The following is a 12,691-nucleotide window of genomic DNA, read 5'->3' as shown; positions in this document are numbered from 1 at the left end:
GCCGCCGGTCAGGTCAGGTCGCGTCGCCGTCGTCGCGCGTCGGCGCGTGCACCCGGCCTGTCGAGGCGATCGACAGCAGAGTGTTCACCACCGGCAGCAGCGACAGCGCCGTGGCGCCCTCGCCGAGGTCGGTCTTGAGGTCGAAGACCGGCAGGTAGCCGATCAGGTCGTTGACCTTCTCGACCGGCTTGTGCGGGCCGTGGTCGGGCGCGTAGCACCACTTCGGCGCGCCGAGCGTGATGTCGCGGCCCATGATCGCCCCCGCCGCGCCGACCGGCCCGTCGTAGAGGATCGGCGTGCGCCGCAAGGCCGCGCCGACGACCAGGCCCGTGGCGATCGCCAGGGCCGGACCGCCCAGGGCGCGCAGCATCACCGGGGCGCGGCGGGCCTGCGGGCGCGCGTTCGTCGAGGCGTCGCGGACGGCCGCCGCGCGGCGCATCCACGCCGCGTCGTCGTAGCGGCCCGGCTCGGCCAGCACCCGGGGAAGCCACCCGATGGCCTCGGAGTTCGTGGCGTGCGCGGTCAGCGCGATCGCGGCGGTGCGCAGCCCTTGCCCGAGCGCGCCGAGCACGATCAGGTCGGCACCGGAGTCGACGGCCGCGTCGGCGAGGTCGCGTCCCCGCTGCATCGCCGCGACGGTCTCCTCCTCCGACATGGTGTCGCCGGCCTCCGGCGCGGCCGAGGCGGCGGCCTCGACCACTTCGAGACCGATTCCGGCGGCGTCGGCAAGGACGCTCAGCGGGCTCGAACCGTCGGCGATCTCGGCGAGCCGGCGCGGCAGGTCCTCGTCGCCGGCGGAGAACTCGCCCTCCACCGCGCCGGCCAGGACGATCGCGCGCGCCGCGGTGAACGGACGAGGGTTGTCGGAGCCCTGCACACGCCCGACCCACGCGAGCAGGTTCGCGGCGTTGCCGAAGCCCGCGCCGGGCAGGTCGAGGGTCGTCAGGCGGTTGCGCGTGGCACCGGAGTACGCCTCGTCGGGGAAGGGCGCGGTGACCTGCGTGATGTCGGGGGCCGCGGCTTCGGCGGCGATGTCGGCCGAACTGCTCTCAGTGCTCACGAGGAGCAAGGCTATAGCCTGCCAGTGCAGACAAAGAGAGGGGACATGATGGTGTGGACGTGGCAGCTCGAGGACGGCGAGGGTGAGCGCAAGCCCGGTCCGGAGGAGTCGCACCAGAGCCAGGGCGACGCCGAGTCGTGGCTGGGGATGCACTGGCGGGAGCTCACCGAGCAGGGCGCGGCGACGGTGATCCTCCTCGAGGACGACCGGGTCGAGTACCGCATGAGCCTCAACGTCGAGCAGGAGTAGACGCGAGCGGGCGCCGTTTCCGGTACGAAACGGCGCCCGAAGTCCGCCCCTAGCCGGGCCGCTTGGCCGGGCTGACGGTCTTGGCCGGGTCACGCTCGATGACCGGGTCGAGGATCTCGTCGATGGCCTTGAGCGCGTCGGCGTCGAGCTTCACGCCGGCGGCCTTCACGTTCTCCGCGACCTGCTCGGGACGGCTGGCGCCGATGATCGCCGCCGACACGTTCGGGTTCTGCAGGACCCACGCCACCGCCAGCTGCGCGAGGCTCAGGCCCGCCTCCTCCGCGATCGGCTTGAGGCGCTGCACGCGCGTCAGGACGTCGTCGTTGAGGTAGCGGCTCACGCCGCCGTCGTCGTTGGCCCCACGCGACCCCGCCGGTGCCTGCTGACCCGGCAGGTACTTGCCGGTCAGGACGCCCTGCGCGATCGGCGACCAGACGATCTGGCCGATGCCCAACTCCTCGGAGGTCGGGACGACCTCGGACTCGATGACCCGCCACAGCATCGAGTACTGCGGCTGGGAGGAGACCAGCTGGATCTTCAGCTCGCGGGCCAGCGCGTGCGCCGCCCGGATCTCCTCGGCCCGCCATTCGGAGACGCCGATGTAGTGCGCCTTGCCCGCGTGGACGATGTCGGCGAAGGCCTCCATCGTCTCTTCCAGCGGCGTCTCGTAGTCATAGCGGTGGGCCTGGTACAAGTCGACGTAGTCGGTCTGGAGCCGTGTCAGCGACCCGTTGATGGACTCCATGATGTGCTTGCGCGACAGGCCGCGGTCGTTGTGGCCAGGGCCCGTCGGCCAGTAGACCTTGGTGAAGATTTCGATACTTGGCCTACGGATGTTCTTGAGGGCCCGGCCCATGACCTCTTCGGCCTTGGTGCTTGCGTAGACGTCGGCGGTGTCGAAGGTGGTGATGCCGGCGTCGAGGGCGGCCTTGATGCAGGCGTGCGCGGTGTCTTCTTCGACCTGGGAGCCGTGGGTGATCCAGTTGCCGTAGGCGATCTCGCTGATGACGAGGCCGGAGCGGCCGAGGTGGCGATATTCCATGGGTTCGAACCTACAACAGGCCGGGAGCCTGCGTATTGGTGCTGCTCTGGACGGCCCGGCGAGTCGGTCGCCGCTGCGACGGCTCCGCTGGCCGGATTGCCGTGCTCGCGGTGCGGCGACGCCGCGCAAGGCGGCAGCGTGGCTCGTGACTCGAACTCCATCGGTGCTGACCTCGGCGCGGGTCGACGAGTGTCGCGGAAGCACCGGAGGCTTCGCGGTGTTCTCGCCTTCCACTGGTTGTCAACCCTTTGGCAACGTTCGTGGCAACCGGGCCCTCCTAACCTGTCGCGGTGAGGGCTGAGAGCGAGTGCCATAAAGCGTTCGTAAAGCGGGTCAGTCTATGTTCCGTTCATCTGGTTGATGGTGTGGCGCGTGACTCGCCGATCTAGCCGCCCGACTGGGTCCTCATTTGTATCCGGGGGTGACGGGGGCGCTTTGCAGTGTTCATGTGGCGCTGTGGACAGACTGTGGCGTGGTTGTGGCGCCGGACGGCACCGTTCGATGGGCGAGAAGGGAGCGACCTTTGCCGCAGGATCAGATGGGCCGAGGGCTTGAGCTGCGGATGGTGCCCGCCATCCGTCCCGAGAACCAAGAGTGGCGGCGCCACATTTCGGTACGGCAGCGGGTGATCCTGCGGAGGTTGGCGCAGGACTGGACGGACCATCGCACCGCCCGGAGCCTGGAGATCAGTGACCGGCAGGTGCGGCGGGAGATCGAGACGCTCTGTCGGCTGTTCGGTGCCACAGGACGCATCCAGCTCGTCGGCAAAGCACTGATGACCGGTGCGATTCCCTGGACGATGTTCGTCAGCTGAGGCTCGGCTCAGCTGCAGGAATGTCCACATGTGGCCACCTCGGACCGCCCGAAGCGTTCCCGGATGATCGTAGGCTGAAAACATGCCAGTCCACTTGACGCGGATCTACACCAGAACCGGTGATGACGGGTTCACCGGTCTTTCGGACTTCAGCCGGGTGCCCAAGGGCCACCCTCGCATTGGTGCGTACGCCGATGTCGACGAGACCAACGCGGCGATCGGGCTGGCAGTGGCTCTCGGCGATCTGGAAGGCGACATCTGCGATGTTCTGAGGAGGGTTCAAAACGACCTCTTCGACGTCGGGGCCGATCTGTCGACCCCGGTGCGTGAGGATCCAGAACACCCGCCACTTCGTATCAGTTCGGCCTATGTTGAGCGGCTCGAACGGTACTGCGACGCTTACAACGACGCCTTGCCGAAACTGAACTCGTTCATCCTCAGGGGTGGAACGCCGGGAGCATCGTTGCTGCACCACGCCTGCACCGTCGCCAGGAGGGCGGAGCGTTCGAGCTGGCTTCTTCTCGATGTCGAGCCTGAATCGACCCACCGGCTGCCGACCACGTATCTGAACCGACTGTCAGATCTTCTCTTCGTGCTGGCCAGGGTCGCCAATCGAGGCGCCGACGTCCTGTGGGAGCCGGCTGCGAACGCCTGAACGCCGCAGGGGCGGACTTCAGCGGTCTTTCATCGAGCCAGCCGCGTCAGTTCGTTCAATGACGGCGACGGCCTCTGTCCTGCCCATGAGGCTTCGCTCGAAGGTGGGCACGTCGGAGGCGAGAACCCTTGCCGTGAGGGGAAACGGGGATGGCCCATCGGGCGGAAGCAGTCCGTTCATCTCACCGATGAGCAGACCGGCCACGCCGTCCCACAGTTTCTGGCGGAGACGGTGGAACACATCGAACCGGATCGGATCACCGGCGGCTTCGGTGAGGTCGATCGCGGTCCTCACCATGTCGAGGACCTGCGAAGTCGCTCGGGTCTTCAAGCTGTAGCCGGCCGCGCGGAGGGTCGCGTCGAATGCCAGTGGGCCCGTCGTCCGCATGCTTCTGGTCACTGACGCTTGTTTCGAAGCGGCCAGGGAGGAGTTGAACCCCGCGGGAGCGCCGTTGACGGTGACGCCTCCCGCCTCGGCGGCGATGACGAGCGGTGTGCGGTCCCGGCCGAGTTCCGGTGCGACGATGAGCGCCCATGTCGGGGTGCCGTGCTCCAGCAGCGCCAACGCCGAGCAGTACTCTCGGCTTTCTCCACGAAGGAACTCGGCCGTCCCGTCGATGGGGTCGACGACCCACATCCGTTCGGGAACTTCGTCCCCTTCTGGACGCCAGGCCCCGGTGCCCGACTCCTCTGCCAGGATTCGGGCGGTGGGATCGAGGAATTGAAGCCGGCGTACGATCCGCGTCTCCATCTCAAGGTCCGCCTGGGAGAGCAGGGAGCGATCGGGCTTGGTCGTGACCGGTAGTGTGGGGAGCCTGGCCCGGAAGGCGCTCAGGGTCTCGACGATGTCGATGCTCATCTCATTCTGAAGCGAGTGAAAGTCCACCGGAATCCCTCCCGGGCCGGCATTTCGGCCGCGTCCTGTGGTGATGGTCGAGTTCGGTCCATGCGGCCAGCGCGCGTTTGCACCAGCGTTCGGGAAGGGTCGCGAAATCCAAGCGGTCGGCCGGTCCGACGGCTCGGCGAATCATGATGTGGGTCAGCGCTTGACTCAGTGACCCGGCGACCTGTGCCATCAGCATGTCGTCGAGGAGCTTGTCGACCGGACCGCAGTCCTTCCATTGCTCCAGGTAGATCAGGCGCAGATGGTCGCGTTCAGCAGGAGAGCGACGGTTGATCAACGTCCACACGTCCATGAACGGGTGACCGACCGCGCCGTAGGCCCAGTCGAGAATGGACACCGACCTGTCCGGCAGGATCCGTACGTTGCCGGCATGGAAATCTCCGTGGACGACCGATGAGGGCACCGGACCGTCCTGAAGGGATTGAAGGACGTCTCGAAACGACGGCATCAACCTGAGGAGTTCCCGGCGCTCGACATCGCTCAGATGTGGTGTGTCGCGCACCTGGTCTTCGATCTCCTGCAATCGGCGACTCAGTTCTCGAGGTCTCCGATCAGCGCATCCTTCGAGCCCCTGGCCTACCGTCCTGTGCTGAAGGGCCGCCAGGGCGCGGACCCCGGATTCCCAGGAGCTGCCGTCGCACTGGCGCAGGGGGGTGCCTCCCGCGTCTTCCATGAGCATCCAGCCTGTCTCCGGACGAACGGCGGTGATCAGCGGGAGAAAGGCCGGCGCGCGGAGGGCGAGGTTCTGGCACAGCCGAACCTCGCTGCTTCCTGTGGCCGCATCGGGTTCGAGCGGCATGGTTGCTTTGGCGAAGTAGTCGCCACGCGAGCTTCGCTGATGGAAGACGACCGAAAGTCCCCATTGCTGGACGGGTATCGCCACGCCCTGTGGGTCGACTCCGGAGAGCCGAAGACTGTCATCGATCCAGGTTTGGAAGTCCGCGTGCCACCCGGCGTGAGTCCATGGTGCGTCTTTCGGGTCCGGTGGTCCTTTGACCGAGTTCGTCCATGTGATCACGGAACGGATCCACGTTCGGCGGAGGCCTTCTCGCAGTCGGCCGAGCGTTCCCGCCGGAAGATCGACGTCTTTGAGCCGTGAGCCGTCAATCCATTCGAAGGGTGCAGGCGGTGACCATTGGGCGGGTGGCGCATGCAGTTCGAGGAGGTTGGCGGCAGTACCCGCACTCCAGCGCCGAAGATGCGGATCGAGGTTCAAGGCCGCTGACAACGCGGCGAAGCCTTTGGACAGCTCCGGTGCCGACGTGACCGTCGGCAACTGCAGGGATCCTTGAGTCCGGCAGTGTACGAGGACCAGTCCCGAATGCGCGCTGGGCACGAGGGCCGACCACACGGTCGAGGCCTTCATGCCCCAGAGCCCTTCACCTGCGGAGTCAGCAGCGAGTCGATCGCGGTCAGCTCGTCATCGTCGAATGCCAGCTGTTCGACCGCCCTGGCGTTGGGTTCGAGCTGGGCCACCGACGAGACTCCGATCAGGGCGCTCGTCACCCTGGGACTGCGGAAGGTCCAGGACAGGGTCGGCTGGGCAGTCGACTGGCCCCTCGCTCCGGCGAGTTCCTGCAGACCGGCCACCTGTCGAAGTCGTTCGGGTGTCACGTCCTCGGGAGTGAGGAAACGGCTCGTGGCTGCAGGATAGTCGGACGGTACGCCGTGCATGTACCGGTCGGTGAGTAGCCAACGTGCCAACGGAGAGGATGCGATGAAGTCTCCTTCGGCGGTGCTCAGCGCGTCGAGCAGCCGGTCCTGTTCTGTCCAGCGGTCGATCATGGACAGTGAGGACTGATTGACAAGCAGCGGGACCCCCAGGTCGCGAAGAATATCCGCCGCACGGATCGTCTCGCCCGACGTGTACGACGAGTTGCCGACGTACTGAGCCTTGTCGGCGCGGACGGCCGTCGTCAGGGCTTCCATCGTCTCCTCCAGGGGATTGGGGCCGCTGCGACCGCACCGGCGGCAGAGGATGGAAGGTTCGCTCATGCGGATGGTCCGCCGGTGAGTGTTGCCTTCCAGCGGAGGTCGGAACCGTCGAAAGGCGGCTGCCTCGACCGCATGGCTTCGAGGACCTCCTCGCACGCCTTTCGTGCCTCGGCGACGTCCGCTTCGGTGATCCCACCGACCTCGACCACCTGATCGAGTTCGTCCTCGTCGAGGACGTCGATGTTCCCGCTCTCGGTCCGCACCAGATCCAGGACCAGGTCCACGAATGAGATGCCGCCGTCCGAGCGGACTGCGGGGGCGCTGATGTCGACGTACACAGGCTCGGAGCGTACGGACCGCCGCACCGAGCCGTCGGGCTCACGGACGAGGATGGACAGTTCGGGGCCCCAGAAGTGTGCGACCCACCAACCGTCGCGCGGGTAGCAGTAGAACTGATCCGAACCGAACTCGATGGTCTTTCCACCGCCGACGTCGACCGGGTCGCCGGCTCTCAGCACGGACCACTCTCCGGAAGCGTCTTCCCCGATGACCTCCTCGTTCCATGTCGCGAGGACCTCACGCGAGAATTTGAGTTTCCTGCCGATCCGCCAATGTGTGTCACTCATTTCCACCCATCTCTCCACGGCACCGTTTCCTGGAATTGCCGAACTCTGCCGGACAGCACATCATCGACGAGAACCGTTGAGCCAGCCAGCGCGGATTCATATACGGCCAGTGAGGTCGCGAGCGTACGCAGAGCCTGTTCCCCGTCGATCTCGATAGTTCCGTGTCCTGCCATCGCGCGGAGGAACTCCGCGCACTCGATGGCGAAGTCGTCCCTGAGCCCGTACGGGAACCAGACGTCCCGATCGACCGGGTCGAGGTGTTCCAGGTACTCCGCCGTCCACGCCGACACCGGTGCCGGCTCGCTGCCTGGCCGATGGAGCATCGCCGTCGGCAATGGAGCGTGGAACAGCTGGCCGCCGTCATCCACGAGTGCCCCACTCGTTCCCTGCACCGCGAAGTGGAATCGCTCGGCACCCGGGAGCGACGAGCTGTTGTTGAAGACGCCCGTTACCCCGGATCGGAACCTCAGCATCGCGACCAGGACATCTTCGCGTTCGTCGACGCAGGAGCCCCCGTCGGGCAACCGTAGGGGGCGATCCACGACGCGACGGGCGTGCGCCGTCACGGCCTCCACCGGTCCGAAGAAGTACTGCAGAGTGTCGAACAGGTGGGCGGCGTTGTCGACGGCCCACCCACCGCCACCGGTCGCCTTCCGGGCTCGCCAGTGCCAGTCCGCTGTCGTGGGCTCCTGGAATCTGGAGCGTTCCATCGTCACGAGAACCGGTGCCCCGATCATCTGACGTTCGGTGAGCAACCAGCGTGCCACCCGGATCGCCGGGCTGCGTCGGTGGTTCTCTGCGAGGGCGAGGACGCGGCCGGAGTCGGTCGCCGCGGCGAGAACGCGACGTGCGGCCTCGATCGTGTCGGTGATCGGCTTTTCGACCAGGACGTGCTTGCCGGCCTTCAAGGCGTCGACGGCCGTTCGCTCATGCAGAAAGACGGGCAGACAGATGTCGACGCCGTCGACCGGACCGGCGAAGACGTCCGTCGGATCGTCGGACACGGCCGGCGCACTGCCCTGCCACTCGGTTACCCGATCCGCTGCCGCTCGCGCTCGTGCGGGGTCGGTGTCGCAGACGGAGGTGATCTTCAGCGGGATCGTGGAAGCCTCGTGGACTTGGCGCCAGGCATCCAAATGGCGCAATCCGATGAGCCCACAACCGATGAGACCCACGCGAATGGGCGATAGGCGAGGAGGAACGTTGTTCATCCCCGTCATACCTGCGCCTCGGCTTCGACGAACGCGCCCAGCGTGCGGCTCACCACCGTATGCACGTGACGCGCGGCTTTCGTCGGCTCCATCGCGTGCAGTTCCGGAGTCTTCAGTTCGATCGAGAGCGGTCCCTCATGGCCACGATCCGCCAGGGCTGTGAGGAATTCGTTCAAGGCGATGACTCCTTCTCCGGGCAGGCGCCTTTGGGCATCGTCGAGCTGGTCGAGTGGGAGTGGCGGGGCATCGTTGACGTGAACGAAGATCGGCAGACCGGAGGGGATCGCCGCGAGGTCCTGCGCGGTGCCTGCCGAAGCATGCCAATGGAACGTGTCGAGAAGGACTCCGAGGGACGGAACGTCAGCCTCCTCGACCAGCTCGACTGCTGCACGAAGGGTGCGGTATCCGGTGTCTGTCGAGGCATCGCGGTTCCACAGCCCGTTGAATTCGAGCATCACCCGCAGACCGTTTCGGACGGCGAGGCGCCCGATCGCCCGCAGCCTCTCGATCATGTCGTCCCGCCAGCGGTGCGGATCGTCTCCGAGCGGCGGGCGCGGCAGGTCCAAGGTGCCGCTTCGGCTGCCGAGAGACACCGCGAATGCCATTGCCCCGTCGACGTCTCCCACCGCCGCGAAGAAGCGCTCGCGTGGCCAGTGCATGCGCACGTTCCACCCACCGTGCACCGGAACGACCTCGCCCTCGGTGAAGATCCGGCACAGCTCGGGGGAGCGCGCCACCGCCTCACGGAGGCGAGCAGAGGACAACTCGACCGCTCGGAACCCGGCGGAACGCGCGGCGTGCACGAAAACGTCAGGCGGGGTTGCGGAGTCCAGGGTCGAGCGGTTCAGGCAGAGTTCCATCATGGCTTCCTCCAAGGACTTCTGTGTCGTTTGAACGATGCGGGTCGGTGAGCACCCGGGAGGCGGCGGCGAAAACTCGCGCCAGGCCTCCACGGACCTCCCGAGATCCGAAGAACTGCTCCCAGCGACGGCCGTTGACCAGATCCGAAACAGCGAACGCCGCGGCGGCGTCGATACCGCGACAAGACGCGACGCTGAACACCGCCGACGCCTCCATCTCCACTGAAAGCACACCTTTGCGGCGGTAGTGCGCCACTTCGGCGAGGGTTTCGCGTTGCGGTGCGTCGGTGGTCCAGGTGAGTCCTTCAGAGAGCGAGGGGACGTCCTGACGCAGGTGGGCGGTCAAGGAAGCGGTGAGTTCGGGGGAGGGCAAGGCAGGGGAGTCCGGCGGGGTGTAGTGGTACGAGGTCCCCTCGTCGCGGAGGGCTCCGGTGCACACGATGACCTGGCCGGGAGCGCACTCTGGGTGCAGCGAGCCAGCCGTGCCGACTGTGATGACCCTCTGGACGCCGCAGGCCGCGAGATACTCTACGACCAGGGCCGCCGTCGGCGCGCCGAATCCGAAGTCGCCGCAGACCGCGAAGGTCCTTCCACGGAGAGACAGGACGTGCAGGCTGCCGACAGGCCAGGCTTCCGCAGGGAGGGAGCGGCTCGCGGCGACGATGGACCGAAAAAGGGATCGCTGGTAGACGACAACGGCGCCGGACACCGAGCCGAGGGTGTCCAGACTGCCGGAAGGGTCGACTCGCGCCAGGCGATCCGACGCCTTCATGACCGGTGGAAGGGTGTGCTTGCCCGGGTAGCCGGGGAAGTTCACCGCTGAATCGTCGGCATTCATCGTGGTGCGTCCTGGGGCGCTTCTCCTCTTGTAGCCCGTGCGTCGAGGGTCTGCTGGACCAAGACCGCGAGTTCCACGGACACCGCACGTGGGGTCATGTCGGACCCGTTGCGTACCGAGGGCCATCCTTCTGCCCGGCCCACGTCGCGAACACCGCGTGCGATCTCCTCGGTGAAGTCTCCGAATGCTTCGGCCTCACTCGTACTGCGCCCGGTCCGGTCGAAGACGCGCTGTTCGGAGCTGCTCGCCTCGTGCCACTTCACGCGGTCGCGCTGATCCGCCTCGACGACGATGGTGAGCATCCGGTCGGGTGGGACGACCGGTCCTGAGATCAGGCCGGACTGCCAGCGTCTGAAGTCCGCGAGCTTGTCGGCGGCCGGAGTCAAACGGCGGGCGACCTCAAGAGACAGGCGGACCCACGTCTTGGTCCACCAACTCTCGGCGATGGCGATCCCGCCGGTATCGATGATCGGGAGAACCTGTCCGTAGACCAGGGCGACGTACTGGGCCGCGCCGGCGAGGCTGAGCAGGTCATAGCCCGATCCGACGCTCGCCGGGCTCCTGAAGAGACGGTCGCCGTCGCGGAAGATCCCGTCGACCGCCTCGACGAACCGCGCATAGGGCGCATCGCCGTAGGGATGCGATCGGTCGACCTTCCGGGCGACGTGTCCCCGTCGACCGAGTTCGTCGGTGAGTTCGTCTACGACCGTGGACTTTCCCGATCCGTCGGCACCCTCGATCACCACGAACAGACCGGTTCCCGGTTCGCGCCGCAGCTCATACGGATGCATCGTCGCCCGCCTCGGTGCCCGATCGGCCGGGGACACGCTCGTCGATGTCCGCGATCAGCTTACGTTCGGCGGCGACGTCGACGGTGTTGACGACCTCCCACGGCAGGACTTCGTCGAGCGGGATCCGACGCAGGTACCGGGTGTGCACGAGTCCGTGCGAGGCCAGAGCCTGCTGGAACTCGGCGTCGCTGATGCGGCCGAAGTCGACACCGTCGTCGTGCAGTCGTTCGAGCACCCTCCCGATACGGCGGTCTCCGCGCATGCAGACGCTCTCCAGCAGCAGGCGGCTGGATTCACCCCAGATCAGCCGGTAGTGCCTGTCGAACGCGTCCACGCCGACGAGTTCGACGAACCTCTCCTGGATTTTTTCGATGTAACCGTCGATGAGGAGCGGATCCACCATGTCGAGTCGCTGACTGACAGTGTTCGGGGTGGGCATGAACTGCTGGAGTTTGACGATGACGGCCCCGTCCTCGCTGCGTAGGTTCTCGAAGACCTCAACGGCGTAGTCGGCGATCGCCAAACGGTCGGCCTCAGTCTCCCCGGGGGCGCCGACGATGAAGTACAGCATGATGTTGGCGATCCCGGCACTGTCCCTGCAGAGGTTGATCGCCTTAGCCACACGTTGCGGCGTCATTGTCTTGTTGTAGATGCGAACGAGGTCGGGGGCGGCGAACTCGGGGGCGATGGTGATGATCCCCCGGGTGTTCTCCAGCTTCAGTTCGGTGTAGAGGTGCCCGAAGTCCCCGAGTTCGGTGACCGCGTCGAGGTACCTGGCGGACAGCTCGTCGGCCCGTACCGACCCTATGATCGTGGTGACCTTGCTTCCGGAGGCGGTCCGATAGTTCTTCAGCCGGTCCAGCAGCGCATGGCGCTTCCCATACTGGGTGAAGGTGGGGGAGCTGACGATTACCTGGCTGACTCCGGTGGCCTCCAGCCGGTCAAGGTACGAGTCGAGCAGATCGAACGGGGCTTGGCGGAACGGTGGCACACCGAGGTTGCAGAAGTGGCACTCCCAGCGGCAGCCGAGGGTGGGGACGACCATCGCGCGGTTGCCGTCGGTGATCGGCGAGACGAAGTGGGCGCTGTGGAGGTCGCCGACTTCGAGGAACTGGGGCGTGACCTTGGCAGGTACGGTCATGCTCGTCGGTCGGATGCCGGAGATACCGCCGCCGGGAGCGTGTTCGGCGTGGTAGAGAGACGGCACGTAGAGCCCTGGCACTCTCGCGATCTGGACCATGAGGTCGTCGCGGGTCGTGCCATCGGTGCGGTGCCTGTCCGCGGCCCGGATCAGCTCAAGGAAGGAGTCCTCGCCTTCGCCCATCGCGATCACGTCGACGTAGTCGCCGAGGATCTCGGGGTTCGCGAACCCTCCGTTGCCGCCGACCACCAACGGCCCGCCGGTCGCCGCCCTCTCCTCTCGTCGCCGGGCGATGCCGGCCAGGTCGAGCATGCGGAAGAAGGCCGGGAGGTCGCCGCCGTTGGTGATGCTGACACCGATGATGTCGGCCTCGGCGAGCGGAGCCTCCGACTCGATAGACCGGTAGACCGCACCCTCAGGCAGTCCGAAGGAACCGTCGGTGCCGGTGAGGCATTCGTACATCAGCGCACGCTCGGCCACCGCGGGCAAGTCCGTGGTCCGGTTGATCAGGTCGTACAACGCGAGCGGCCCCATACAGAGCAGTGAGAACTCGTGAGCGTACGGAA

14 protein-coding genes are annotated in these 12,691 nt (G+C 66.5%); 3 read left to right on the top strand and 11 right to left on the bottom strand.

Features of this window, described 5'->3' with window-relative positions; all coding sequences use genetic code 11:
* Positions 1 to 13: 13 nt before the first annotated feature.
* Complete coding sequence (locus tag AB0I28_RS24115) at positions 14 to 1,060, bottom strand: nicotinate-nucleotide--dimethylbenzimidazole phosphoribosyltransferase (RefSeq protein WP_357496810.1); 1,047 nt, start codon at positions 1,058 to 1,060, stop codon at positions 14 to 16.
* 48 nt (positions 1,061 to 1,108) lie between these two features.
* On the opposite strand from AB0I28_RS24115, the gene AB0I28_RS24110 reads away from it, so the two are divergent.
* A complete protein-coding gene (locus tag AB0I28_RS24110) occupies positions 1,109 to 1,309 on the top strand; it encodes a hypothetical protein (protein ID WP_357497248.1) in 201 nt (66 codons plus the stop codon).
* Positions 1,310 to 1,358: 49 nt separating this feature from the next.
* On the opposite strand, the gene AB0I28_RS24105 is transcribed toward AB0I28_RS24110, so the two are convergent.
* Positions 1,359 to 2,351 carry an aldo/keto reductase family protein gene (locus tag AB0I28_RS24105; RefSeq protein ID WP_357496808.1) on the bottom strand — a complete coding sequence of 331 codons (993 nt, stop codon included), beginning with the start codon at positions 2,349 to 2,351 and terminating at the stop codon, positions 1,359 to 1,361.
* Positions 2,352 to 2,874: 523 nt separating this feature from the next.
* Here AB0I28_RS24105 and AB0I28_RS24100 point away from each other — a divergent pair.
* Together AB0I28_RS24100 and AB0I28_RS24095 are read left to right on the top strand one after the other, a co-directional pair.
* Positions 2,875 to 3,165: a hypothetical protein gene (locus AB0I28_RS24100; RefSeq protein ID WP_357496806.1), complete on the top strand. Its 291-nt coding sequence runs from the start codon at positions 2,875 to 2,877 to the stop codon at positions 3,163 to 3,165.
* An 82-nt stretch (positions 3,166 to 3,247) separates the two neighbouring features.
* Positions 3,248 to 3,820 carry a cob(I)yrinic acid a,c-diamide adenosyltransferase gene (locus AB0I28_RS24095; RefSeq protein ID WP_357496804.1) on the top strand — a complete coding sequence of 191 codons (573 nt, stop codon included), beginning with the start codon at positions 3,248 to 3,250 and terminating at the stop codon, positions 3,818 to 3,820.
* Between the two features lie 18 nt (positions 3,821 to 3,838).
* Here AB0I28_RS24095 and AB0I28_RS24090 read toward each other — a convergent pair whose 3' ends face one another.
* The 9 genes from AB0I28_RS24090 to AB0I28_RS24050 form a co-directional block, all read right to left on the bottom strand.
* Entirely contained in the window at positions 3,839 to 4,678 is an 840-nt protein-coding gene (locus AB0I28_RS24090) for an inositol monophosphatase family protein (RefSeq protein WP_357496802.1), read from the bottom strand.
* 1 nt (position 4,679) lies between these two features.
* A complete protein-coding gene (locus tag AB0I28_RS24085; protein WP_357496800.1) occupies positions 4,680 to 5,999 on the bottom strand; it encodes an aminoglycoside phosphotransferase family protein in 1,320 nt (439 codons plus the stop codon).
* An 86-nt stretch (positions 6,000 to 6,085) separates the two neighbouring features.
* Positions 6,086 to 6,718, bottom strand: a complete 633-nt coding sequence (locus AB0I28_RS24080) for an aldo/keto reductase (protein WP_357496798.1) — start codon at positions 6,716 to 6,718, stop codon at positions 6,086 to 6,088.
* A complete protein-coding gene (locus tag AB0I28_RS24075) occupies positions 6,715 to 7,284 on the bottom strand; it encodes a DUF402 domain-containing protein (RefSeq protein WP_357496796.1) in 570 nt (189 codons plus the stop codon). Before AB0I28_RS24075 ends, AB0I28_RS24080 begins: the two co-directional genes overlap by 4 nt.
* Entirely contained in the window at positions 7,281 to 8,495 is a 1,215-nt protein-coding gene (locus AB0I28_RS24070) for a Gfo/Idh/MocA family oxidoreductase (RefSeq protein WP_357496794.1), read from the bottom strand. The genes AB0I28_RS24075 and AB0I28_RS24070 overlap by 4 nt, the downstream gene beginning before the upstream one ends.
* A gap of 5 nt (positions 8,496 to 8,500) precedes the next feature.
* Complete coding sequence (locus AB0I28_RS24065) at positions 8,501 to 9,355, bottom strand: sugar phosphate isomerase/epimerase family protein (protein WP_357496792.1); 855 nt, start codon at positions 9,353 to 9,355, stop codon at positions 8,501 to 8,503.
* Complete coding sequence (locus AB0I28_RS24060) at positions 9,306 to 10,193, bottom strand: nucleoside phosphorylase (RefSeq protein ID WP_357496790.1); 888 nt, start codon at positions 10,191 to 10,193, stop codon at positions 9,306 to 9,308. The genes AB0I28_RS24065 and AB0I28_RS24060 overlap by 50 nt, the downstream gene beginning before the upstream one ends.
* On the bottom strand, positions 10,190 to 10,984 hold the full coding sequence (locus tag AB0I28_RS24055) for a hypothetical protein (protein ID WP_357496788.1): 795 nt from the start codon (positions 10,982 to 10,984) through the stop codon (positions 10,190 to 10,192). The genes AB0I28_RS24060 and AB0I28_RS24055 overlap by 4 nt, the downstream gene beginning before the upstream one ends.
* On the bottom strand, positions 10,971 to 12,659 hold the full coding sequence (locus AB0I28_RS24050) for a radical SAM protein (RefSeq protein WP_357496786.1): 1,689 nt from the start codon (positions 12,657 to 12,659) through the stop codon (positions 10,971 to 10,973). The genes AB0I28_RS24055 and AB0I28_RS24050 overlap by 14 nt, the downstream gene beginning before the upstream one ends.
* Positions 12,660 to 12,691: the final 32 nt, after the last annotated feature.

Origin of the sequence: Phytomonospora sp. NPDC050363, from assembly GCF_040655735.1 — a bacterium.
Lineage (GTDB): Bacteria > Actinomycetota > Actinomycetes > Mycobacteriales > Micromonosporaceae > Phytomonospora.
The sequence above is the reverse complement of the archived record's forward strand: the minus strand, read 5'-3'. Positions and strand labels throughout refer to the sequence as shown.